The sequence below is a fragment of the Roseateles puraquae genome (assembly GCF_002205845.1).
In the GTDB taxonomy this organism is placed as follows: domain Bacteria; phylum Pseudomonadota; class Gammaproteobacteria; order Burkholderiales; family Burkholderiaceae_C; genus Pelomonas; species Pelomonas puraquae.
In genome coordinates this window covers 512,179-533,120 of record NZ_NISI01000001.1, presented here as the reverse complement: position 1 = coordinate 533,120, position 20,942 = coordinate 512,179, and the positions used below count along the sequence as shown (strand labels likewise).

The following is a 20,942-nucleotide window of genomic DNA, read 5'->3' as shown; positions in this document are numbered from 1 at the left end:
TCAGTACGCATCCAGAGTGCATTCATGCCAGGCGTCGCCACCAAAGTAGCTCTGGCGGTCGCGGTTCATGGCGTGCAGCCAGCGCTGCATGTCCAGCTGGTCCAGTGCGGCGGTCACGGGGGAGGCGGGGCGCCCCTCGGCGGGCGTGCCGGCTTTGGCCCGTTCGGGCAGGGCCGCTGCCACCAGTCGCGCCCGCTCGACCCGGTCGCGCTCGCGCAACTGGGCGTCTTCGGTGAGGTCAAAGTAGCGCCGGCCGTCGATCCAGGTCTGCTCCGCCTTGGCGGCACTGGACAGCGGGTTGGCGCTCCAGATGACGAAGTCGGCGTCCTTGCCCACCTCCAGTGAGCCGACGCGGGCCTCGATGCGCAACTGCTTCGCCGGGTTGAGGGTGACGAACTTCAGCGCGTCGGCCTCGGTCATGCCCCAGGCCTTGCCGCCGTAGCGCAGGGCCTTGGCCGCTTCGGTGTTCAGGCGTCGTGCGAGTTCGTCGCTGTCGGAGTTGAAGCTGGTGACCACGCCGGCCTTGTGGGTCATCGCGCCGTTGTACGGAATCGCATCCTGCACCTCGACCTTGTAGGCCCACCAGTCCGAGAAGCCCGACGCCCCGGCGCCGAGCGAGGCGATCTCGGGCGCCACCTTGTAGGCCTCCAGCACGTGCTGGAAGGTGGCGACCTCCAGGCCGAACTCCTTGGCCAGAGCGACGAACATCAGGATTTCATCCGCGCGGTAGCTGTGGATGTGGATGACGCGCTTCTTCTCCAGCAGCTCCACCAGCGTGTCCATCTGCAGGTCGCGGCGCGTGGTCGGGTCGGCCTTGCGCTGCTCGCGGTAGCGCTGCGCCGCCAGGAAGGCGTCGCGCATGACCTGCTCCACGCCCATGCGGGTGGTGGGGTAGCGGGGGTCGGACTCGGTCGCGGGAAAGTTGGCGCGCTTGACGTTCTCGCCCAGCGCGAACTTGATGCCGGGCTTGGCGCCCTCGAACTTGATCGCCTCGGCGTCCATGCCCCAGCGCAGCTTGATGACCTGGTTCTGCCCACCAATGGCATTGGCCGAGCCGTGCAGCAGATTGGCACTCGTCACGCCGCCTGCCAGTTGGCGGTACAGGCTGATGTCGGTCGGGTCGACCACGTCGCCTACGCGCACTTCTGCCGTGACCGAGTGCGCGAACTCGTTGATGCCACGCTGGATGGCGGTGTGCGAGTGCGCATCGATCAGGCCGGGCGTGACGTGCTTGCCGGTGGCGTCGATGACGGCCGCGCCGGCAGGAGCGGCGAGGTTCTTGCCGACGGCTGCGATGCGACCGTCGCGCACCAGCAGGTCGGTGCCGGTCAGGTTGCCGGCGGCGGCGCTGGTCCAGACCGTGGCATTGCGCACGAGGACCGTGGCCGGCCGCTCCGGCGGCGCGGTACGACCGTAGACGCCGGCTGGGAAGGTGGCGGCTGGCGGGGGCGGCGGATTGACCTTCGCCGCTACCGGCGGCTGATGCGGCGCCACGCGCTGGGCCGTCCAGGCCTGGGTGCGGCCGTCGGCCAGCGTCAGCGCGCCGGTCATGTTCGCGCCCTGGCCCTGCAGGCGCAGGCTCTCGCGCTCGGAGCCCTCGCAGGGCCAGCGCAGCAGCAGCTCATGGCCGCGTTGCTGCAGCTCGCAGGCCTTGCCGTCGACCTGCAGCGTCGGGCGGGTCCGGGTGCCGGCGATCTGCCAGGTCTGCTCCGGCCCGCCGGCCGGTCGTACCGTCCAGCGGCCGCGGGCGTCGAAGCGGTCCCAGGCCTCGGTGGGCAGCGGCTGGCCGTCGACGAAGGCGAGTTCCACCTCGGCCTGGTCGTTGGTGAACAGGTCGCCGTTGGCCACCACCACATGCGCCAGATGACCCGGCGCCAGGCGGCCCAGGCGTGGCTGGTTCAGCAGCCGTGCAGGCGTGGTGGTCAAGGCCGCCAGCGCCGCCTCTGGCGCCAGGCCGCGCTGCACGGCTTGGCGCAGCCGGGGCCAGAAGTCGCGGCGCAGGTCCTTGAGGCCCTGGGTGGACAGGGCGAACGTCACGCCCGCGGCCTGCAGTGCGGCGGCATTGCCGGGCGCGCGCTCCCAGTGCTGGAGCTGGTGCAGCGGCACGTCGAGGGCGCTCTCGGGCTGCTCCACCTCGGGCGCGGGCGGGTAGGCCAGCGGCACGATGACGGGCAGGTCCAGCGCCTTGAGCCGGGCGGCGATGCGGTATTCGTGGCCGGTGCCCAGGGCCAGCACCTTGAGGCCGAACTCGTCGCGGGTGCGGGCGATGCGGGGCAGGTCCTGCTCGTCCAGCGCCTCGTGGATGACGACCTGGCGGCCCGCGGCGGCGGGTGCCAGTGCGGCCAGCGAAGCGTTGAACTCGCGTCGCTCGCCGGCCGGGGGCTGGCCGGCCGCCCAGCGGGCGTTGAGCCAGGTCTGGCGCATCAGGGCCACGCTGCCCATCAACGAAGTCGGGTAGGTCACGACGCCGGTGCGGCCGCCCGACTCGAAGTCGAAGGCCTGGTAGTCGTGCGCCACATGCTGGGCGACGTCGGGCGCCAGCACGAGGCTGCGGGCATCGGCGCCGTCGCGCAGGCTGATGAGGGCGCTCTGGCCGCGGAACACGCCGCTGGCCGGCGGCAGCGACAGCGCGGCGGTGAAGCCTTGCTCGCGCGCGGCCTTGAGGTCGTCGGCCTTCAACTCCAGCGCGGCGGCCTGGTGGAAGTCGGCCTTCACCCAGCGTTGCCCGGGCGTCAGTGACTTGGCCTTGGAGATGTCGACCCGGCCCTGGCCCAGCGGGCTGGCGGCATCGATGAAGCCGGCGTAGACGGTGCGGCCGGGCAGGGCCCAGATGCGCGCGCCGGCCGGTGGCTTGACGTCGGCGCCGGCGGCCACGATGACGCCATCCTTCATCACCAGCGTGCCGTTCTCGATGACCTGGCCCGGCGCCAGCACCAGCCGAGCGCCGGTCAGGGCGTGCCATCGCGGGGTGGCATCCCGCAAGCCCTGAGGGATTTCACTGAGCTGCTGGGCATGGGTGATGCCCGCGAGCAGCGCCAGGAGGGAGATCGGGAACACGCGCATCGGACCGTCTCTTGTGACGCCAGGTCTGGCGAAGTCACGGACTCTAACGGCGTGACGTGCGTCATGGCCGAAAGTGATGACTCCTGCGATAGTCGGGTGTAGGAGACTGACCCTGGAGACCCGAATGAACAGCGCCGCCCCTGCCTCCCCCAACGACACCACGGCTGCCCGCCTGCGCGCCCTGATGGTTCGGGCCCCGACTGCGGTGGCCTTCGTGGCCGGCCAGCGCTTCGAGGTGGTCAGCGAAGAGTTCAATCACCTGTTCGGTTTCGGCGATGACGCCGACCTGGCCGGCCAGTCCACCCGTGTCGTGCACACCACCGACCTGGCCTTTTCGGGCCTGAACGAGCGTGCCGCTGCCGCCTTTGCCGCGGGCCGGCCGCTGGACGAAGAGATCGAGTACGTGAAGCGCGACGGCCACCGCTTCTGGGGCCGCCTGCAGGCGACGCCCGTGCACTGGGAGGCGCCGCAGGGCGAGGCGCTCTGGATCGTGGAAGACGTGACGGCAGCCCGCGCCCAGCGTCTGCAGCCGACTTGGACGGCCAAGCATGATGCGGTCACCGAACTGGCCAACCGCCGAGAGTTCGAGCGCCGCCTGGCCGAGCATGTCGGCAGCCGTCGCAACGAGCCGGTGTCGATCCTGTGGCTGGATGTCGACAAGTTCGGCGAGGTCATCCAGGGCATGGGCCCCGAGGTGGGCGACCATTTCCTGTACGGCCTGGGCCAGATGCTGATCGGCAAGGTGCGGGCGTCGGACCTGGTGGCGCGCCTGGAAGACGACCACTTCGCCATCCTGCTGCCTGATTGCGACCAGCACTACGCCCACATCATTGCCGAGAAGGTGCGCTCCGCCGTGGCCAGCTACCGCCTGCGCTGGGGCCTGCACCGCACTCGGGTGAAGGCGTCGCTGGGCGTGGTGCAGATCCAGCCCTCGCTGACCAGCGTGGATGCGGTGCTCGGCGCCGCCGCCCTGGCCTGCACCGAGGCCAAGGCGGCCGGCGGCGACAGCGTGCGCGTCTTCGTCTCGGCCGGCGGTTACGAAGAGCTGGCGGGCTGATTTCACGAACCGCGGGGGTACCCATCCCCCGAAATGCGGGTTTTTTCGCCGGTTGTTCTAAAGTTCGGCCACCGCCTGCCGATGTACGGCTCAAGCGCTGCTGAACTGAACCCCGATGAACGTCGCCATCTCCACCGCCCTGTCCGGCATCTCGGCCGCGAACGAGCGTTTGCGCGCGTCGGCGTCCAACATCGCCAACATGGCCGCCAGCAGCCAGTCTCGCGAGAGCGTGGAGCCGACCAATGTCGACAAGGTGCCGGCGCGCGAGATCAACCCGGCCAATGAGATCGTGGAGCAGCAGTCGGCCGCCTATGCGTTCGTGGCCAACCTGAAGGTGCTCCAGACCCAGCTCAACACCACGGGCGCCTTGCTGGACATCAAGGCCTGAGCGGCCCGGCGTGCGATGAACGAGCGGCCCTGGGCCGCTTTTTCTTTGCCCGGCGCCGACGGCGCGCTGCCTTGATCACCCTGTTTTGACGGCGGCTGCGTACAAGCAGAGGACCCCACACCCTGCGAAGGATCGCCATGCGCTCACCGGTCTCTCTCCCTCGCCGCGCCGCCCTGTGTCAGCTGGCGGCCGTTTCCCTGCTCGCCAGCCTGCATGCCGGCTGCGCCACGGCGGCCATGCCGCCGCTGTTGGACCTCCAGTTGGTGGACCGTGACAGCGGCAGCGTGCTGGCGCAGTACGCCAGCGCCGGCCGGCGCTACAGCCCCGGCAGCCCAGGGGCGCGCTACGCCATCCGGTTGAGCAACCGCACCGGCGAGCGGGTGCTGGTGGTGCTGTCGGTCGACGGGGTGAACGCCATCACGGGCGACACCGCCAGCTTCGGCCAGACCGGCTACGTGCTCGGCCCGTGGGAGACGACGGACATTGCCGGCTGGCGCAAGAGTGACGATCGCATCGCGGCCTTCGAGTTCACATCGCTGGGCGACTCGTACGCAGCGCGCACGGGCCGGCCGGCGAACGTCGGCGTCGTGGGGGCGGCCGTGTTCCGCGAAGTGCCGCCCGCGCCACCGGTGGCTGTGCCCGAGGCGCCGCCGCCGCCCGTGTCGGCGATGCCTGCCATGCCGAGCCCGCTCGCGCCGCTGGCACCCCTGGGCCGCAGCGCGGCGGCTGACGCTGCGGCGCCCTTGGCCGAGAACGCGGCCCGGGCCAAACTGGGCACGGGCCATGGCGCGGCGGAATGGGCGCCCATCACCCGTGTCGATTTCCGACGCCGCACGACGCGGCCCGAGCAGCTGTTGGAGGTGCTCTATGACAGCCAGGCCAATCTCGTGGCCGCGGGCATCATGCCGCGTACGGTGGCCACGCTGCCGCGGGCCTTCCCGGACAGCCGGGGTGGCTATGTACCTGACCCGCCGGCGCGCTGGTGAGGCTGCGCCCGATGAAGCCACCGTGTCCGCCGGCGTAGCATCCGCGCCGCATGGCCGAGAGCGAACCCGCCGATGAAGCCCTCATCGCCAGCTATCTGCGCGGCGATGTGGGGGCGTTCGACCGCCTGTACCGCCGCCATGACCGCAAGACCTTCGCCTTCGTGCGCCAGATGCTGCACCCGACGGACCGCGCGACGGTGGAGGACCTCCACCAGGACGGCTGGCTCGCGGTGGCTGCCAAGGCCTCGAGCTTTGCGCCGGGCAAGGCGCGCTTCTCGACGTGGCTCTACACGGTGCTGCGCAACCAGGTGCTGGATCATCTCCGGGGGCGCCCGTCGCGCCCGGCGGGAGACGACGACGTCGACCCCGACGGGCTCGCCTCGGGGGTGCTCGCGCCCGAGCGGGCCCTGGCCGGCAAGCGCCTCGTGGAAGCCGTGGAGCGCGAGTTGATGGCGCTTTCGGTGGAGCAGCGCGAGGCCTTTGTGCTGTTCACCGTGGTGGAACTGAGCCTGGCCGAACTGGCGGAGGTGACGCAAGCGCCCTTGGAAACCGCCAAGACCCGCCTGCGCTATGCGCGGGACGCGCTGCGGCATCGCCTGAGGGCCTGGCGTGATGGTTGACCCGGTGCCGAGCCCGTTGGATGAACGCGCCGAGGCCGCCTACCGCGAGGCCTTGCTGGCCGACGACGCCGGCCGCGATGCCCGCCGGGCGCGGTTGATGGCGGCCCTGCCGCGGCCCGACGCTGCGGCACCGAGCGTCGTGGCGCCGAACGTGTTGGCCAACGCGGCCACGCCGTGGGCGTCGACGTGGGTCTGGGCGCTGGTGGCGACGGGGTTGATGCTGACCGTTCTTGTCGTGCTCAAGGGCCGGGGCACCGGCGCGTCATCGGGGCCCGACCCACGCCTCGTGGCGGGGGCTTCGGCGCCCGCGGCATCGGCGGCGCCGAGCGCGGTCGTCGTGGCGCAGGCCGAACGCACGGAGGCGCCGCCCGTTGCAGCTCGCCGGGACAGACCCGTTGCAGCGGCCAAGGCCGCGCCGCGGCGAGATCAGCCGGCGCGGACCGCGCCCGCCGCGCCGGTGGTCATTGCAGACGCAGCGCCGCCGCCCGCTGGCGGGCTGGTGGCAAGTGCCGAGACGCCCACCGCTGCGGCGCCCGCTGCACCCGTCACTTCAGCTCCTGCGGCCCCGGCTGCGGTCCTGCCGGCGCCACTGGCGGAGCGGTCGAATGCATGGCATGCGCGGGCCAAGGCGTCGAGCTTCGCCAACAGCCTGGCCGCGTCCCCCGCCATCCCCGAGGCGGCTGGATCAGACGTGCAGCCCGGTCCCGCGGCCCTGCTGGAGGCGATCACCCGCGGCGACATCACCGGCGTGCGTGCCGCCGTGCAGGCGGGCGTGTCGGTGCACGCCCGCGACCCGCAGGGCCGCACGGCCTTGATGCTGGCGGCCCGTGGCGGCTCGCGGGCGCTGGTGGCGCTGCTGCTGGCTGAAGGTGCGCGCCCGGCGGACCGCGATGCCAAGGGCTGGCGCGCCGTCGACCACGCCCTCGACCAGGGCCATGCCGACCTGCTGGACCTCCTGCCGCCAGGCTGATGCTGCGCGGCGCAGGCGCCGATGAAAAGAGCCCGCCAGGCTTGCGCCTGGCGGGCTCGCGGGCAGCAGCGCTGCTCAGCTTCAGCAGGCCGGCGCGGTGGCCTTGGCGGCTTCCGCGTATTCCTCGATCTGGTCGAAGTTCATGTAGCGGTAGACGCTGGCCTTGTCGGCATCGATGACGCCCATCTCCTTCAGGTACTCCTCCTTGGTCGGCAGACGGCCCAGACGCGACGCGATGGCGGCGAGCTCGGCCGAGCCCAGGAACACATTGGTGTTCTTGCCCAGGCGGTTCGGGAAGTTGCGGGTGGAGGTGGAGATGACGGTGGCGCCTTCACGCACCTGCGCCTGATTGCCCATGCACAGGCTGCAGCCCGGCATCTCGGTGCGGGCACCGGCCGTGCCGAAGGCGGCGTAGTGGCCTTCCTTGATCAGCTCGCTCTGGTCCATCTTGGTCGGCGGCGCGACCCACAGCTTGACCGGGATGTCGCGCTGGCCGCCCAGCAGCTTGGCCGCAGCGCGGAAGTGGCCGATGTTGGTCATGCATGAGCCGATGAAGGCCTCGTCGATCTTGGTGCCGGCGACGTCGGACAGGAACTTGGCGTCGTCCGGGTCGTTCGGGCAGCAGACGATGGGTTCCTTGATGTCGGCCAGGTCGATCTCGATGACGGCGGCGTACTCGGCGTCCTTGTCGGCTTCCAGCAGCTCGGGCTTGGCCAGCCAGGCCTCGACCTTCTCGATGCGGCGCTGCAGGGTCTTCGCGTCCGCGTAGCCGTCGGCGATCATGTTCTTCATCAGCACGACGTTGCTGGTGAGGTATTCCTTGATCGGCTCGGGATTGAGCTTGATCGTGCAGCCGGCGGCGGAGCGCTCGGCGGAGGCGTCCGACAGCTCGAAGGCTTGCTCGACCTTCAGGTCCGGCAGGCCCTCGATCTCGAGGATGCGGCCCGAGAAGATGTTCTTCTTGCCGGCCTTGGCGACCGTCAGCAGGCCGGCCTTGATGGCGTACAGCGGGATGGCATGCACCAGGTCGCGCAGCGTGACGCCAGGCTGCATCTCACCCTTGAAGCGCACCAGCACCGACTCGGGCATGTCCAGCGGCATCACGCCCGTGGCGGCACCGAAGGCCACCAGGCCCGAGCCAGCGGGGAAGGAAATGCCGATGGGGAAGCGGGTGTGCGAGTCGCCACCGGTGCCGACCGTGTCGGGCAGCAGCAGGCGGTTCAGCCAGCTGTGGATCACGCCGTCACCCGGGCGCAGCGACACGCCGCCGCGGTTGCTGATGAAGGCGGGCAGCTCGCGGTGGGTCTTCACGTCCACGGGCTTGGGGTAGGCCGCGGTGTGGCAGAAGGACTGCATGACCAGGTCGGCCGAGAAGCCCAGGCAGGCCAGGTCCTTCAGCTCGTCGCGGGTCATCGGGCCGGTCGTGTCTTGCGAGCCGACCGTGGTCATCTTGGGCTCGCAGTAGGTGCCCGGGCGCACGCCCTGGCCCTCGGGCAGGCCGACGGCGCGGCCGACCATCTTCTGCGCGAGCGTGAAGCCGGCGTTGGACGCCGCCGGGGCCTGCGGCAGGCGGAACAGCGTCGAGGCGGGCAGGCCCAGGAACTCACGCGCCTTGGCGGTCAGCGAGCGGCCGATGATGAGGTTGATGCGGCCGCCGGCGCGCACTTCGTCGAACAGCACGTCGCTCTTGAGCTTGAACTCGGCCACCGTCTCGCCGTTCTTCACGAGCTTGCCGTCATAGGGCAGCACGTCGATGACGTCGCCCATCTCCAGCTTGGAGACGTCGACTTCGATCGGCAGCGAGCCGGAATCTTCCTGGGTGTTGAAGAAGATCGGCGCGATCTTGCCGCCGAGCGTCACGCCGCCGAAGCGCTTGTTCGGCACGAACGGGATGTCCTGGCCCGTGGCCCAGATCACGCTGTTGGTGGCGGACTTGCGGCTGGAGCCGGTGCCCACCACGTCGCCCACGTAGGCCACCAGGTGGCCTTTCTTTTTGAGGTCCTCGATGAACTGCATCGGGCCGCGCTTGCCGTCTTCCTCGGGCTTGAAGGCAGCATCAGGCCGCGTGTTCTTCAGCATGGCCAGGTAGTGCAGCGGGATGTCCGGGCGGCTCCAGGCATCGGGCGCGGGCGACAGGTCGTCGGTGTTCGTCTCGCCCGGCACCTTGAAGACGGTGACGGTGATCTTGTTGGGCACTTCGGGGCGGGTGGTGAACCACTCGGCGTTCGCCCAGCTCTGCATCACCTCTTGCGCCTTGGCGTTGCCAGCCTTGGCCTTGGTGGCGACGTCATTGAAGTAGTCGAACATCAGCAGGGTCTTCTTCAGGCCCTCGGCGGCGACACCGGCGACTTCGGCGTCGTCCAGCAGCTCGATCAGCGGATGCACGTTGTAGCCGCCCACCATGGTGCCCAGCAGCTCGGTGGCCTTGGCCTTGGAGATCAGGCCCACCTTCAGGTCGCCGTGCGCCACGGCCGCCAGGAAGCTGGCCTTGACCTTGGCGGCATCGTCCACGCCCGGGGGCACGCGGTGCGTGAGCAGGTCCAGCAGGAAGGCGTCTTCACCGGCCGGCGGGTTCTTGATCAGCTCGATCAGCTCGGCCACCTGCTTGGCGTCCAGGGGCAGGGGCGGGATGCCGAGGGCGGCGCGTTCGGCGGCGTGTTGGCGGTAGGCGGTGAGCATGGAGTTCTCCAGTGAAACAACTCAGGGGTGGGCCGGGACGATGATCCGCAGGCCCTTGAAATAGTCGCGGTAGAAGCCGGCGTCGCGGGTGATGAGTGCATCGCACTGCATCATGGCGTGTGCGCCGATGAGGAAGTCGGCCACGGTGCGGCTGCGGTTGCCGCCGCGCTGGCGGTAGCGCCGTTGCATCTCGCCCGCGCGCAGGGCCGACTTGGCTTCCATCGCGTCGAAGCGGATGCCGAGGTCTTCGAGAAAGCGCAGCACCTCGGAGCCGCCCTGGAAGGCCGTGCAGATCTCGGCCAGGGCGACTTCGCTGAGCACGACCGGGCCGACCCGCAGCGCCTGGCGCACGGCTTCGGCCGAGGCGGCGCTTGCGTCATCACTGCCGGCAATGACGTCGATCAGCACCGAGGAGTCGGCAGCGATCAAGGCGCGTCGCCTTCCGGCTCGGATTCAGGGGGGAGGTAGGGGTCGCCCGGCGCGTGGCCGCGGATGGCCCGCATGGCGTCGTCGGTGCTGGCGAAGCCATCGAGCTTGAAGCGACCGCGCAGCTTGGCGAGGGCGTCGTCGACGTTCTTGCGCAGGATGATGCGACCACCGTCAAGCTCGACCTTGAGCGTCGTGCCCTTGGTCAGGCCGAGGGCGTCTCGGACGGCTTTGGGCAGGGTGATCTGCCCGCGTTCGGCAACGGTGGCTTCCATGGCGCCTCCAGCGGCTGAGGCGCGCCAGAGGCGGTGCGGCTCAGGTATGCATCAGAAAGTATGCATTCATTCTACATACCCGATCCGCGGGTTTCAACCGAGATGACTCACTTGCTGCCGGTGGGCGTGATGCCCAGGCCATTGCGCGCCTGGGCGGCGGCATCGCCCTCGGGGTCGGCCAGCTTGGCGGCCTTGGCGGCGGCCATCAGCTTGGCCTGCTCGGGGTGGACGCAGTCGTCCAGCAGGCGCTGGCCGATCTTGGTGTCCAGCAGCATGGACTTGTTGGCAATCTGGATCATCAGCGTGCGGCCGGTGACGTCCTCCAGCCGCAGTGCGCCGGTGGACGACAGCACGGGCTTCATCGTGATGACCTGCTTCTTCCAGGCGACGTTGATGTAGCCGGCCACCTTCGGGTGCTTCTCGATGTTGACCGATTCCTTGAACTCGCAGGCGTACTCGCCCAGGTAGGCGCGTTCGGCCGCGGCGAGCTGGGTTTCGTCGGCATCGGTCAGCACCGGCTCGGGCGGCGGGGGCGGCGTCTTCTTGGCAGCAGCCAGCGGCTTGGCAGCGGCCTTCGCGGCCGACTTGGCGGCGGGCTTGGCCGGCGCAGTCTGGGCCAGGGCGGGCAGGGCGGCGCAGAGGACGATGGCGGCGGTGCAGCCGCGGAGCGTGAAGGTGGACATCGGGGTGGGCGCGAGAGTTGGAGGTAAGTGCAGGCAGCCGCGTGAAACGGAGTTACCGAGCCGCGGCCAGCACTGCATCATGGCGTTGCAGCCGGCGTTTGTCGGTGAGCAGGTGTGTCGATTGTCTGCGCGGCGTGGGTGGGTTTACCCCGTGCTTTACCCGGAGCTGCCCGTAAAGAAAGCCTGCTGGGCCGCCGCCGGCAGCGCCCGCCCGGTCCGCTGGGCACGCTCCAGGACCGTCCAGAAGTAGCGATAGCTGGCGCGGTCGTGCAGTCGGTCATGGAAGGAGATCGGCGCCCACTGCGCGGCCTGGGCCTGCAGCAGCAGCTCGGCAGCCTCTGCCACTTCGTCGGCCCCCGGGGCGAAGGCCTCCAGGATGGGGCGGATCTGGTCGGGGTGGATGCTCCACATGCGCGTGTAGCCGAACTCATGCGCGGCACGCCGTGCGGCCGCAGCCAGCCGGGTGGTGTCGCGGAACTCGGTCACCACGCAGTGGGACGGCACCTTGCCGTAGGCATGCGCAGCGGCCGCGATTTCCAGCTTCGCGCGCACGACGAGCGGATGCTCGAATTGCCCGGGCAGCTCCATCGCCATCTTCGGAATCGCGCCGCCATGCGCCGACACGAAGTCCATGAGGCCGAAAGACAGGGATTCGATGCGCGGGTGGGCGGCGATGCGGAACACGTCGCGCAGGGCGCCGTGGGTCTCGATCAGCACTTGCAGTGGCAGTGGCGGCCGGCCGTGATGGGCGCAGGCCGCATCGATGGCGGCGACGGCGCGTTCGACGTCGTCGGCGCTGTCGGGCTTGGGAATCATCAAGTAGGCCAGGCGGTGGCCGGCCTGGCCGATCAAGGTGTCGACATCGGCCTCGAAGGCGGCATGGCCCCAGGGGTGCACGCGTGCGCCGACGCGCCCGAAGCGGTTGGCTTCGCTGGTCGCCAGTTCGGCGATGAGTGCGGCGTGTTCGGCTTCGCCACCCACGGGGGCGCCGTCTTCCGCGTCCAGCGTGATGTCGAAGACCGGGCCCAGTTCGGCCTGCAGCGCCAGGCTCTTGCGCATGCGGGCCTCAACGCCACAGTAGTGGTCGACTGCGGGCAGCAGCGGGCGGAGGTCGGTGTGGCCGAACAGGGCCTGGCGAGGGTGCGGGGGCAGGGCGCTCATGGCGCCACTTTACTCAGCGCCGGGTGTGGTGGCGCCAAGCCAGCGCGGCCAGGCCCGCGGCCAGCAGCCAGCCCGTCGGCAACTCCGGCACGGGGAGGGCGGGCGACGGCAGCGTGGCCGTCGCGCCGCTCACCAGGAAGACCATGTCGTTGTAGCTCGCGTCGTTTCCTTCCTCGAATCCGAGCAGGTACTGGCCGCCGCCGAGATCGATCCAGCGGGCGGAGGCCAGGCTGGAAAAGCTCTCGGCCGAGGCGCGCTGATCGATTGGGCTGCCCAGGGGTTGGGGCTGTGCGGTCAAGGTGAAGTCCAGCGTGGTGCCGGTGGCCAGGTCGCCCAGCGTGCGCGCCGTGCCGATGCTGTCGATGAGGCAGAACTCGTCCACCAGCGCCGTGGCGAAGTTGCAGCCGCTGCGGGTGTCGAACAGCGCAGGCCCCTGGAAGGACAAGCTGGCTTCGCGGGTCGCCTGGGTGCCCAGGTAGCGCACCTCAACCGTGCTGCTCGTCGCGAACAGCGGGCTGGTGCCACCGGTGGCGAACAACGCGAGCGTGGCGTCACTCAACCAGTCGGTGTCAAAGCGGCTGTAGCTGCTGCTCCCCATCGGGGCCTGCGCGGCGGTGTCGCCCTCGGCTTCGGTGACGGTCACGGCCGCGGCAGGCGTCGCGGCCAGCAGCAGACCGAGGGCAAGGGCGGAGATCCCCGCTATTGGGTGGAGAGGTGTCATGGCCGGCTCATCTAGTAAAACTAGTTTTTGTGAAGGGCGACCAAAGTGTGGCATTCACGACTGAAACGGCCGTCGCACCACTAAAAGCGGGGTTGTTTATGGCTGGCGGGCAGTCTCTGGCTTATCAAAAAGTAGCGGAACTACATCTATGAATCGTCACGATCCCGGTTGGCAAAGGTGCTGGCGCCTCATGGGCTGGATGGGGTGTCTGCTGATTGCGAGCTTGGCGCTGGGTCGGCCTGCCCTGGCGCAAGCGCCCGGTGGTGCCGATCAACTCGGCGGCCAGCTGGCCGCGAACGGCACAACGGTGAGCTTTCGGGTGTTCTCCCAGAACGCGACGCGGCTGGAAGTGGCGCTGTACCGGCAGTCCTACGGGGCGCCGCCGGTGGCCCGCTACGCCATGAGCCGATTGCCTGGCACCTCGGTGTGGCAGGTGCTGGTGCCCGTGACCACGCTGCGCAACCTGGGGTTCGACATCGATCCGCTGAACCCCGCCAAGCTCTTCACCAACATCTTCTACGGCTACCGGGCCTGGGGGCCGAACTGGCCTTACGTCAGCGGCTGGGTCCCTGGTAGCGAGGCGGGCTTCCTGGCCGATGTCGACACCTCGGGCAACCGCTTCAATCCCAACAAGTTGCTGCTGGACCCATACGCGCTGGAGGTCACGCACGATTACGTCTCGGCCGCCGTCACGCCTCAGCAGACGGACGGCGCGGTCTATGCCTCCGGCGCCGGGGATCGCGCCCGGGACAGTGGCGCGGTGGCACCCAAGGGCGTGGTGGCCATGCCCTACGGCGCCGGCTTTGCGGCGCTGGACACCGGCACCAAGCCGCCCCGTGCCATCAGAGACGACGTGATCTACGAAGCCCATGTGCGCGGCTTGACGCAAGGTGACGCCAGCGTGGGTGCCTGCCGGGGCACGTTTGCGGGCGCGGTGGCCAAGATCCCGCAGCTGCGAGACCTGGGCATCACGGCGATCGAGTTCATGCCGATCCATGAAACCGACAACGACGCCAACGACATGACCGATGCAGCCTCGCAGCGCTCCGCCACCACCACGAAGGGCGACAACTACTGGGGCTACATGACCCTCAACTACTTTGCGCCTGACCGCCGCTACGCCTGCGACAAGACGATCGGCGGGCCCACGCGGGAGTTCGCGGCCATGGTCAAGGCGTTCCACGATGCGGGCATCAAGGTCGTGACTGATGTGGTCTACAACCACACTGCCGAAGGCGGCACCTGGAGCAACACCGATCCGTCCAAGGCCAACCTCTGGAGCCTGCGGGGCCTGGACAACGCGACCTACTACCTGCTGACGCGCGCGCCCGGCACGGCGACCGACCGCGTCTGGTACTACGACATTACCGGCACGGGCAACACGCTCAATGCCCGCCATCCGCGGGCTCGGGACCTGGTTCTGCATTCGCTGGCCTACCAGCGCCAGCGACTGGGCGTGGACGGCTTTCGCTTTGACCTGGGCATTGCCTTGGTGAATGCCTACGACAACGACAGCAGCCCGAACGATCCCCAGCGTTTCTACTTCGACCGCCAGAACGCCGACACGGCGCTGGCGCGAGCCGTGGCGGCCAACCCGGGCGTGTTCATGTCCAGCGAGCCGTGGGGCCTGGCGCCCGGCGGTCAGGGTTACCAGTTGGGGCAGATGCCCGCGGGGGTGAGCGAATGGAACGGAGGCTTTCGCGACGTCGTGCGTCGTGCGCAGAACAAGTACGGCGTGAAAGACGCCGATGCCACTCGCGGACGGCTGGCGGCGCGTATCGCGGGCTCACCCGATCTGTATGGCGATGCAGGCGACGGCCGTGGCAAGCCCGCGTTCTCGGTCAACTTCCTGAACGTGCATGACGGGTTCACGCTGAAAGACCTTTATGCCTGCAATGGTCAGAACATCAGCCAAGGCTGGCCGATGGGGCCGAGCGACGGCGGCACCGCCGATGAGGACTCCTGGGACAACGGCAACGACGCCAGCCTGCAGCGCCAGCAGGCGCGCACCGGTTTTGCGTTGCTGATGCTGTCGGCGGGCGTGCCCATCTTCAATGCGGGCGACGAGTTCCTGCGTGGGCTGAACTGCAACAACAACCCCTACAACGTGGACGCCTCCGGCAATTGGCTGAACTGGAACCTGACGACCGAACAAGCCAATTTCCGGGCGTTTGCGAAGGCCATGATCCAGTTCCGCAAGAACCAGCCGGCGCTGCGCCCCGAGAACTTCTACGCCACGGCGGACGGCAACGGCAACTTCATGGCGCCACTCGATTGGTTTGGGGCCGACAAGAGCTACCGCACCAACAGCAGTGACAGCAGCTGGTGGCAAGCGACCGTGAATCAGCCGGATGCCGCAGGACAGAACCGCACGCTGGCCTGGCGCTACGACGGCAGCGAGCTGGGCGGCGGCGACACCGTGCTCGTGCTCTACAACGCCGAGAGCGTGAATCGCAGCTTCACCTTGCCCTGGACGGGTGCCGGCAAGACGACCTGGTGCCGCGTGACAGACACCGCCAGCTGGGCCGAGGGACCGAATCAGGTGGACCTCGCTGCCACCAGCTGCGTGGGCGGCGAGAACGCCACCTACCGCGTCAATCCCCGCTCGCTGGCGGTGTTCATCGCCCGATGACCTGCAAGCCAGCGCGGCTGGCCTCGCGCGCTGGCACCACGACCCCAGAGGCTGACGAAACAAGAAACGAGGAGACAGACATGAACAAGACCCTGGGCCTGTGCGCCCTGCTGTTGGCGGCTGCGCTGCCGGCCGCAGCGGCCACCGGCGTGTTCGGCAGCTACCTGGCCATCGACCCCGATGGCGATGGAGCTGCCACCCCGATCTGGTTCGGCGGCCTGCAGCCCGGCAGCAGCCTGCTGACCAGCTTCAACGGCGCGAGCCTGGGCAGCTTTCAGCTGGGTGCCACGGCCACGCTGTCGGGTGCTGAGCTGCTCACCTGGAAGAACGGCGGCAGCGACGTCACGGGCGGCGTGCTGAACTGGCGTGTCGACGGAGGTGCCTACCAGAGCGTGGCCATCAACTTCACCTCCAACGCCACGTTTCAAGACCGCGCAGGCAACAGCTTCGGCAACGCGGGTGACCAGCGCTGGGCGAGCCTCACGAGTGCGCCGAACTTCCTGTCCGGCGTCGCGGCGGGTACGCACACGTTGGACGTCTACTTCACCGCCTTCACCAGCGCGGGGCAGCAGTTGTCGGGGTCGGCTGCCAATCCGTTCACCGCCACCTTCTCGGTCGTCAGCCCCGTGCCGGAGCCCAGCAGCCTGGGCTTGCTGCTGGCCGGCATGGGCGTGATCGCCTGGATGCGGCGTTCGCGCCGCACATGAAAAAAGGGCTGCCCGCTGGGGCAGCCCTTGCCGTTCGTCTCGGGCCGCATGGTAGCGGCGCCGCACGGAGGCAATGTCTTCAGAGCAGGTGCTTCACGCCGTCCTGCTCGTCCGTCAGTTCCTTCAGGGTCTTGTTGATGCACTCTTGCGAGAAGGCGTCGATCTCGATGCCCTGCACGATCTTGTACTCGCCGCCTTCGCAGGTGACGGGGTAACCGAACATGACTTCCTTCGGGATGCCGTAGGAGCCGTCGGACGGGATGCCCATCGTGACCCACTTGCCGTTGGTGCCCAGGGCCCAGTCGCGCATGTGGTCGATGGCGGCGTTGGCGGCCGAGGCGGCCGACGACAGGCCGCGGGCGGCGATGATCGCCGCGCCGCGCTTGCCCACCGTGGGCAGGAAGACCTCACGGTTCCACTGCTCGTCGTTGATCAGCGCCTTGACGGGCTGCCCGTCGATGGTGGCGTTGCGGTAGTCGGCGTACATCGTCGGCGAGTGGTTGCCCCACACGGCCAGCTTTTCGATCGAGCCGACGGCCTTGCCGGTCTTGGCTGCGATCTGCGAGGCGGCGCGGTTGTGGTCCAGGCGCAGCATGGCGGTGAAGTTCTTGGCTGGCAGGTCCGGCGCCGACTTCATCGCGATGTAGGCGTTGGTGTTGGCGGGGTTGCCCACCACCAGCACCTTGACGTTGCGCGAGGCCACCGCGTTCAGGGCCTTGCCCTGCACCGTGAAGATCTGGGCGTTGGCGGCCAGCAGGTCGGCGCGCTCCATGCCGGGGCCGCGCGGGCGGGCGCCGACGAGCAGGGCGTAGTCGGTGTCCTTGAAGGCGGTCATCGGGTCGCTGTGGGCTTCGATGCCGGCCAGCAGCGGGAAGGCGCAGTCTTCGAGTTCCATGATCACGCCCTTCAGCGCGTTCTGAGCCTTCTCGTCAGGAATCTCCAATAGCTGGAGGATGACGGGCTGGTCCTTGCCCAGCATTTCGCCGGAAGCAATGCGGAACAGCAGGGCGTAGCCGATCTGGCCAGCAGCGCCGGTGACGGCGACGCGAACGGGTTTCTTGCTCATGGAAGTCTCCGAAGGGGCAGTTGAGAAACTTGGGGAAATTCTGGGCGAATCCTGCTGAGTGTACGGGCATACCCTGTGCTGCAATGCGCGCATGCCCAAGTCCGCCGCGCCGTTGTACGAGCAAATCCGCCAACTGATCGTCGCCGCGCTGGCCGAGGGCGAGTGGCGCCCGGGCGATGCGCTGCCCAGCGAGGCGGCGTTGGCCGAGCGCTTCCACGCAAGCCCTGGCACCGTGCGCCGTGCGCTGGACGAGCTGACGGCGGCGCACGTGGTGGAGCGCCGTCAGGGTGCGGGCACCTTCGTTGCGACGCATACCGCGCCGCGCGATGCCTACCGCTTCCTGCGCCTTGTCGCGGACGACGGCACCGTGGGCTTTCGGCGCGAGTTGGTGCACTGCCGCCGGGCGCGGGCCAGTGCCGAGACGGCGCGGGCGCTGCATCTGCGCACGTCGGAGCCGGTCATCGAGGTGCGCCGGCTGCTGCTGCGTGGCGAGCGCGCGGTGGTGCTCGATGACCTCTGGCTGCCGGAGCGCCACTTCGCCGGGCTGAGCGCCGAGATCATCAACGAATACCCCGGTACGCTCTACGCGCTTTTCGAGGAGAGGTATCGTGTCCACATGGTGCGGGCCGAAGAGAAGCTTCGGGCCGTGGCCGCGAGTGCGGAGGCCGCATCGCTGCTGGGTTTGCAAGGGGGCGCCCCTCTGCTCAGCGTCGACCGCGTGGCCTTCACGTACGGGGACCGACCGGTCGAACTCCGCCGGGGCCTCTACCACACGGAAGCGGACCACTACCGCAACCAGTTGAACTGAATCTGACAATGCCGCAGTGCAGCAACCGCGAAGCTCGGCATTGATCTAGGCCCTAGAATCTTTCGGTTTCACACTGATTACGCAGGCTTCGACCATGACGGACAGAGCAAAGACCCGCCCGGTCTTCACCAATATCCACGTCACGCAAATCGTCAGCTACCGCCTCCCGCCTGCCGGCATTGTCTCCATCCTCCACCGCATCAGCGGCGTGGTGATGTTCCTGCTCCTGCCCTTCGTGGTCTGGATGCTGGACAACAGCCTCAGCTCTGAGATCTCGTACGACGCGTTCACCAACGTGTTCGTCGCGGGCGCGGCGGGTCTGCCCGGTTGGTTCGTGAAGCTGGTGACGCTGGGCCTGATCTGGGCCTATCTGCACCACTTCATCGCCGGCGTGCGCCACCTCTGGATGGACGCGACGCACAGCGTCAGCAAGGCCCAGGGCCACAGCTCGGCCGTCATCACGCTCGCCCTGAGCGTGCTGCTGACGCTGGCGCTCGGCGCCAAGCTGTTCGGTCTGTACTGATCTCTCCCGAAGGACAACTAGAAATGAGCACTTTCGGTTCCAAGCGCCTCGTCGTGGGCGCGCACTACGGCCTGCGCGACTGGCTCGCCCAACGCGTGACGGCCGTGCTGATGGCCCTCTTCACGGTGGCTCTGCTGGTGCAGGTGCTGATGCCCGGCGCCCTGGGCTATGACCGCTGGGCGGCCATCTTCTCCCAGCAATGGATGAAGGTCCTGACCTTCGTCACCATCCTGTCGCTGACCTATCACGCCTGGGTGGGCGTGCGCGACATCTGGATGGACTACATCAAGCCGGTCGGCATCCGACTGGCCCTGCAAGTGTTTTCGATCGTGTGGTTGCTCGGCTGTGCCGGCTGGGCCATCCAGGTGCTGTGGAGACTGTGATGACGGCAAAGATTTCGACCCGCAAGTTCGACGTGGTCATCGTCGGGGCCGGTGGCTCCGGCATGCGCGCCTCGCTTCAGCTGGCCCGCGCCGGCCTGAACGTGGCGGTGCTGTCCAAGGTCTTCCCGACCCGCTCGCACACCGTGGCCGCGCAAGGTGGCATTGGTGCCTCGCTCGGCAACATGAGCGAGGACAACTGGCACTACCACTTCTACGACACCGTCAAGGGCTCCGACTGGCTCGGCGACCAGGACGCCATCGAGTTCATGTGCCGTGAAGCGCCCAAGGTCGTCTACGAGCTGGAGCACTTCGGCATGCCGTTCGACCGCAACGCCGACGGCACCATCTACCAGCGCCCCTTCGGCGGCCACACCGCCAACTACGGCGAGAAGCCCGTGCAGCGCGCCTGCGCCGCGGCCGACCGGACCGGCCACGCGATGCTGCACACGCTCTACCAGCAGAACGTGAAGGCCCGCACGCAGTTCTTCGTCGAGTGGATGGCGCTGGACCTGATCCGCGACGCCGAAGGCGACGTGGTGGGCGTGACCGCGCTGGAAATGGAAACCGGCGACGTGCACATCCTGCAGGGCAAGACCGTCCTGCTGGCGACCGGCGGCGCTGGCCGCATCTTCGCGGCCTCCACCAATGCCTTCATCAACACGGGCGACGGCCTGGGCATGGCGGCGCGCGCCGGCATCCCGCTGGAAGACATGGAGTTCTGGCAGTTCCACCCCACCGGCGTGCACAACGCTGGCGTGCTGCTGACCGAAGGCTGCCGCGGCGAAGGTGCCATCCTGCGCAATGCCAATGGCGAGCGCTTCATGGAGCGCTACGCCCCCACGCTGAAGGACCTGGCACCGCGTGACTTCGTCTCGCGTTGCATGGACCAGGAGATCAAGGAAGGTCGCGGCTGCGGTCCCAACAAGGACTACATCAACCTCGACATGACCCATCTGGGTGCCGACACCATCGCCAAGCGCCTGCCGTCGGTGCTGGAGATCGGCCACAACTTCGCCAACGTCGACATCACCAAGGAGCCGATCCCCGTGGTGCCGACCATCCACTACCAGATGGGGGGCATCCCGACCAACATCCATGGTCAGGTGGTCGCGCCGAAAAACGGCAACCCCAACGAAGTCATCAACGGCCTCTACGCGGTCGGCGAATGCGCCTGCGTGAGCGTGCACGGCGCCAACCGCCTGGGCACGAACTCGCTGCTCGACCTGCTCGTGTTCGGTCGTGCCGCCGGTAACCACCTGGTGGCTGCGGATCTCGGCAAGCGCTCGCACAAGGCGCTGCCAGCCGATGCCGCTGACCGCTCGCTCGCGCGCCTGGCCCGCCTGGATGCCAGCACCAGCGGTGAGTACGCGCAAGACGTCGCCAACGACCTGCGCGCCGCCATGCAGCAGCACGCCGGTGTGTTCCGCACGCAAGCCATGCTGGACGAAGGCGTGACCAAGATCGCCGAGATTGCCCAGCGCGTGAAGAACATCACGCTGAAGGACAAGTCCAAGGTCTTCAACACCGCGCGCATCGAGGCGCTTGAAGTCGAGAACCTGATCGAGGCGGCCCAGGCCACCATCGTGTCGGCTGCGGCCCGCAAGGAGAGCCGCGGCGCGCACACGGTCAACGACTACGGCGACACGCCCGCCCACCCGAATGGCCGCAATGACGAAGAGTGGATGAAGCACACGCTGTGGTACTCCGAAGGCAACCGCCTGGACTACAAGCCCGTGAACCTCAAGCCGCTCACCGTCGAATCGATCCCGCCGAAGGTCCGCACCTTCTGACGGC

General features: G+C 68.6%; 19 protein-coding genes. 11 read left to right on the top strand and 8 right to left on the bottom strand.

The window, feature by feature from the left end; all coding sequences use genetic code 11:
- Nucleotides 1-3,063, bottom strand: coding sequence for an amidohydrolase family protein (locus CDO81_RS29055; protein WP_088481551.1), 3,063 nt, complete (start codon nt 3,061-3,063; stop codon nt 1-3).
- 124 nt (nt 3,064-3,187) lie between these two features.
- Here CDO81_RS29055 and CDO81_RS02425 point away from each other — a divergent pair, with 124 nt between their 5' ends.
- The 5 genes from CDO81_RS02425 to CDO81_RS02405 all read left to right on the top strand — a co-directional run bounded on the left by CDO81_RS02425 (nt 3,188) and on the right by CDO81_RS02405 (nt 7,084).
- A complete protein-coding gene (locus tag CDO81_RS02425; protein ID WP_158218142.1) occupies nt 3,188-4,120 on the top strand; it encodes a GGDEF domain-containing protein in 933 nt (310 codons plus the stop codon).
- Nucleotides 4,121-4,235: 115 nt separating this feature from the next.
- Complete coding sequence (locus CDO81_RS02420) at nt 4,236-4,508, top strand: flagellar basal body rod protein FlgC (protein ID WP_088481549.1); 273 nt, start codon at nt 4,236-4,238, stop codon at nt 4,506-4,508.
- 137 nt (nt 4,509-4,645) lie between these two features.
- Entirely contained in the window at nt 4,646-5,494 is an 849-nt protein-coding gene (locus CDO81_RS02415; protein ID WP_206602056.1) for a hypothetical protein, read from the top strand.
- Between the two features lie 50 nt (nt 5,495-5,544).
- Nucleotides 5,545-6,114 (top strand): sigma-70 family RNA polymerase sigma factor, encoded by a 570-nt coding sequence (locus CDO81_RS02410; RefSeq protein ID WP_088481548.1) that lies wholly within the window; start codon nt 5,545-5,547, stop codon nt 6,112-6,114.
- Nucleotides 6,107-7,084, top strand: a complete 978-nt coding sequence (locus CDO81_RS02405; RefSeq protein WP_144397118.1) for an ankyrin repeat domain-containing protein — start codon at nt 6,107-6,109, stop codon at nt 7,082-7,084. Before CDO81_RS02410 ends, CDO81_RS02405 begins: the two co-directional genes overlap by 8 nt.
- 81 nt (nt 7,085-7,165) lie before the next feature.
- Here the strand turns inward: CDO81_RS02405 and acnB are convergent, their stop codons facing one another.
- The 6 genes from acnB to CDO81_RS02375 all read right to left on the bottom strand — a co-directional run bounded on the left by acnB (nt 7,166) and on the right by CDO81_RS02375 (nt 13,029).
- Nucleotides 7,166-9,763 carry a bifunctional aconitate hydratase 2/2-methylisocitrate dehydratase gene (acnB, locus tag CDO81_RS02400; RefSeq protein ID WP_088481546.1) on the bottom strand — a complete coding sequence of 866 codons (2,598 nt, stop codon included), beginning with the start codon at nt 9,761-9,763 and terminating at the stop codon, nt 7,166-7,168.
- A gap of 21 nt (nt 9,764-9,784) precedes the next feature.
- On the bottom strand, nt 9,785-10,192 hold the full coding sequence (locus CDO81_RS02395) for a type II toxin-antitoxin system VapC family toxin (protein ID WP_088481545.1): 408 nt from the start codon (nt 10,190-10,192) through the stop codon (nt 9,785-9,787).
- Entirely contained in the window at nt 10,189-10,464 is a 276-nt protein-coding gene (locus tag CDO81_RS02390) for an AbrB/MazE/SpoVT family DNA-binding domain-containing protein (RefSeq protein ID WP_088481544.1), read from the bottom strand. Before CDO81_RS02390 ends, CDO81_RS02395 begins: the two co-directional genes overlap by 4 nt.
- 107 nt (nt 10,465-10,571) lie before the next feature.
- Nucleotides 10,572-11,147: a hypothetical protein gene (locus CDO81_RS02385; RefSeq protein ID WP_088481543.1), complete on the bottom strand. Its 576-nt coding sequence runs from the start codon at nt 11,145-11,147 to the stop codon at nt 10,572-10,574.
- Between the two features lie 156 nt (nt 11,148-11,303).
- Complete coding sequence (locus CDO81_RS02380) at nt 11,304-12,308, bottom strand: HpcH/HpaI aldolase/citrate lyase family protein (RefSeq protein WP_088481542.1); 1,005 nt, start codon at nt 12,306-12,308, stop codon at nt 11,304-11,306.
- A gap of 13 nt (nt 12,309-12,321) precedes the next feature.
- Entirely contained in the window at nt 12,322-13,029 is a 708-nt protein-coding gene (locus tag CDO81_RS02375; RefSeq protein WP_144397117.1) for a hypothetical protein, read from the bottom strand.
- A gap of 199 nt (nt 13,030-13,228) precedes the next feature.
- On the opposite strand from CDO81_RS02375, the gene CDO81_RS02370 reads away from it, so the two are divergent.
- Together CDO81_RS02370 and CDO81_RS02365 are read left to right on the top strand one after the other, a co-directional pair.
- On the top strand, nt 13,229-15,661 hold the full coding sequence (locus CDO81_RS02370; protein ID WP_158218140.1) for an alpha-amylase family glycosyl hydrolase: 2,433 nt from the start codon (nt 13,229-13,231) through the stop codon (nt 15,659-15,661).
- 80 nt (nt 15,662-15,741) lie between these two features.
- Nucleotides 15,742-16,368, top strand: coding sequence for a PEP-CTERM sorting domain-containing protein (locus CDO81_RS02365; protein ID WP_158218139.1), 627 nt, complete (start codon nt 15,742-15,744; stop codon nt 16,366-16,368).
- Nucleotides 16,369-16,447: 79 nt separating this feature from the next.
- Here CDO81_RS02365 and CDO81_RS02360 read toward each other — a convergent pair whose 3' ends face one another.
- Nucleotides 16,448-17,434 (bottom strand): malate dehydrogenase, encoded by a 987-nt coding sequence (locus CDO81_RS02360; RefSeq protein WP_088481538.1) that lies wholly within the window; start codon nt 17,432-17,434, stop codon nt 16,448-16,450.
- A gap of 91 nt (nt 17,435-17,525) precedes the next feature.
- On the opposite strand from CDO81_RS02360, the gene CDO81_RS02355 reads away from it, so the two are divergent.
- From CDO81_RS02355 to sdhA, 4 genes are all read left to right on the top strand, one after another.
- Nucleotides 17,526-18,242, top strand: a complete 717-nt coding sequence (locus CDO81_RS02355) for a GntR family transcriptional regulator (protein WP_088481537.1) — start codon at nt 17,526-17,528, stop codon at nt 18,240-18,242.
- A 94-nt stretch (nt 18,243-18,336) separates the two neighbouring features.
- Nucleotides 18,337-18,765: a succinate dehydrogenase, cytochrome b556 subunit gene (gene sdhC, locus CDO81_RS02350; RefSeq protein WP_088481536.1), complete on the top strand. Its 429-nt coding sequence runs from the start codon at nt 18,337-18,339 to the stop codon at nt 18,763-18,765.
- Between the two features lie 23 nt (nt 18,766-18,788).
- Nucleotides 18,789-19,148, top strand: a complete 360-nt coding sequence (gene sdhD / locus CDO81_RS02345) for a succinate dehydrogenase, hydrophobic membrane anchor protein (protein ID WP_088481535.1) — start codon at nt 18,789-18,791, stop codon at nt 19,146-19,148.
- Nucleotides 19,148-20,938 (top strand): succinate dehydrogenase flavoprotein subunit, encoded by a 1,791-nt coding sequence (gene sdhA / locus CDO81_RS02340; protein ID WP_088481534.1) that lies wholly within the window; start codon nt 19,148-19,150, stop codon nt 20,936-20,938. Before sdhD ends, sdhA begins: the two co-directional genes overlap by 1 nt.
- Nucleotides 20,939-20,942: the final 4 nt, after the last annotated feature.

Excerpts from the sequence above, each read along its gene's own strand:
- CDO81_RS29055 (WP_088481551.1), bottom strand. The coding sequence starts at position 3,063 with ATGCGCGTGTTCCCGATCTCCCTCCTGGCGCTGCTCGCGGGCATCACC.
- CDO81_RS02425 (WP_158218142.1), top strand. The coding sequence starts at position 3,188 with ATGAACAGCGCCGCCCCTGCCTCCCCCAACGACACCACGGCTGCCCGC.
- CDO81_RS02420 (WP_088481549.1), top strand. The coding sequence starts at position 4,236 with ATGAACGTCGCCATCTCCACCGCCCTGTCCGGCATCTCGGCCGCGAAC.
- CDO81_RS02415 (WP_206602056.1), top strand. The coding sequence starts at position 4,646 with ATGCGCTCACCGGTCTCTCTCCCTCGCCGCGCCGCCCTGTGTCAGCTG.
- CDO81_RS02410 (WP_088481548.1), top strand. The coding sequence starts at position 5,545 with ATGGCCGAGAGCGAACCCGCCGATGAAGCCCTCATCGCCAGCTATCTG.
- CDO81_RS02405 (WP_144397118.1), top strand. The coding sequence starts at position 6,107 with ATGGTTGACCCGGTGCCGAGCCCGTTGGATGAACGCGCCGAGGCCGCC.
- acnB (WP_088481546.1), bottom strand. The coding sequence starts at position 9,763 with ATGCTCACCGCCTACCGCCAACACGCCGCCGAACGCGCCGCCCTCGGC.
- CDO81_RS02390 (WP_088481544.1), bottom strand. The coding sequence starts at position 10,464 with ATGGAAGCCACCGTTGCCGAACGCGGGCAGATCACCCTGCCCAAAGCC.
- CDO81_RS02385 (WP_088481543.1), bottom strand. The coding sequence starts at position 11,147 with ATGTCCACCTTCACGCTCCGCGGCTGCACCGCCGCCATCGTCCTCTGC.
- CDO81_RS02380 (WP_088481542.1), bottom strand. The coding sequence starts at position 12,308 with ATGAGCGCCCTGCCCCCGCACCCTCGCCAGGCCCTGTTCGGCCACACC.
- CDO81_RS02375 (WP_144397117.1), bottom strand. The coding sequence starts at position 13,029 with ATGACACCTCTCCACCCAATAGCGGGGATCTCCGCCCTTGCCCTCGGT.
- CDO81_RS02370 (WP_158218140.1), top strand. The coding sequence starts at position 13,229 with ATGGGGTGTCTGCTGATTGCGAGCTTGGCGCTGGGTCGGCCTGCCCTG.
- CDO81_RS02365 (WP_158218139.1), top strand. The coding sequence starts at position 15,742 with ATGAACAAGACCCTGGGCCTGTGCGCCCTGCTGTTGGCGGCTGCGCTG.
- CDO81_RS02360 (WP_088481538.1), bottom strand. The coding sequence starts at position 17,434 with ATGAGCAAGAAACCCGTTCGCGTCGCCGTCACCGGCGCTGCTGGCCAG.
- CDO81_RS02355 (WP_088481537.1), top strand. The coding sequence starts at position 17,526 with ATGCCCAAGTCCGCCGCGCCGTTGTACGAGCAAATCCGCCAACTGATC.
- sdhC (WP_088481536.1), top strand. The coding sequence starts at position 18,337 with ATGACGGACAGAGCAAAGACCCGCCCGGTCTTCACCAATATCCACGTC.
- sdhD (WP_088481535.1), top strand. The coding sequence starts at position 18,789 with ATGAGCACTTTCGGTTCCAAGCGCCTCGTCGTGGGCGCGCACTACGGC.
- sdhA (WP_088481534.1), top strand. The coding sequence starts at position 19,148 with ATGACGGCAAAGATTTCGACCCGCAAGTTCGACGTGGTCATCGTCGGG.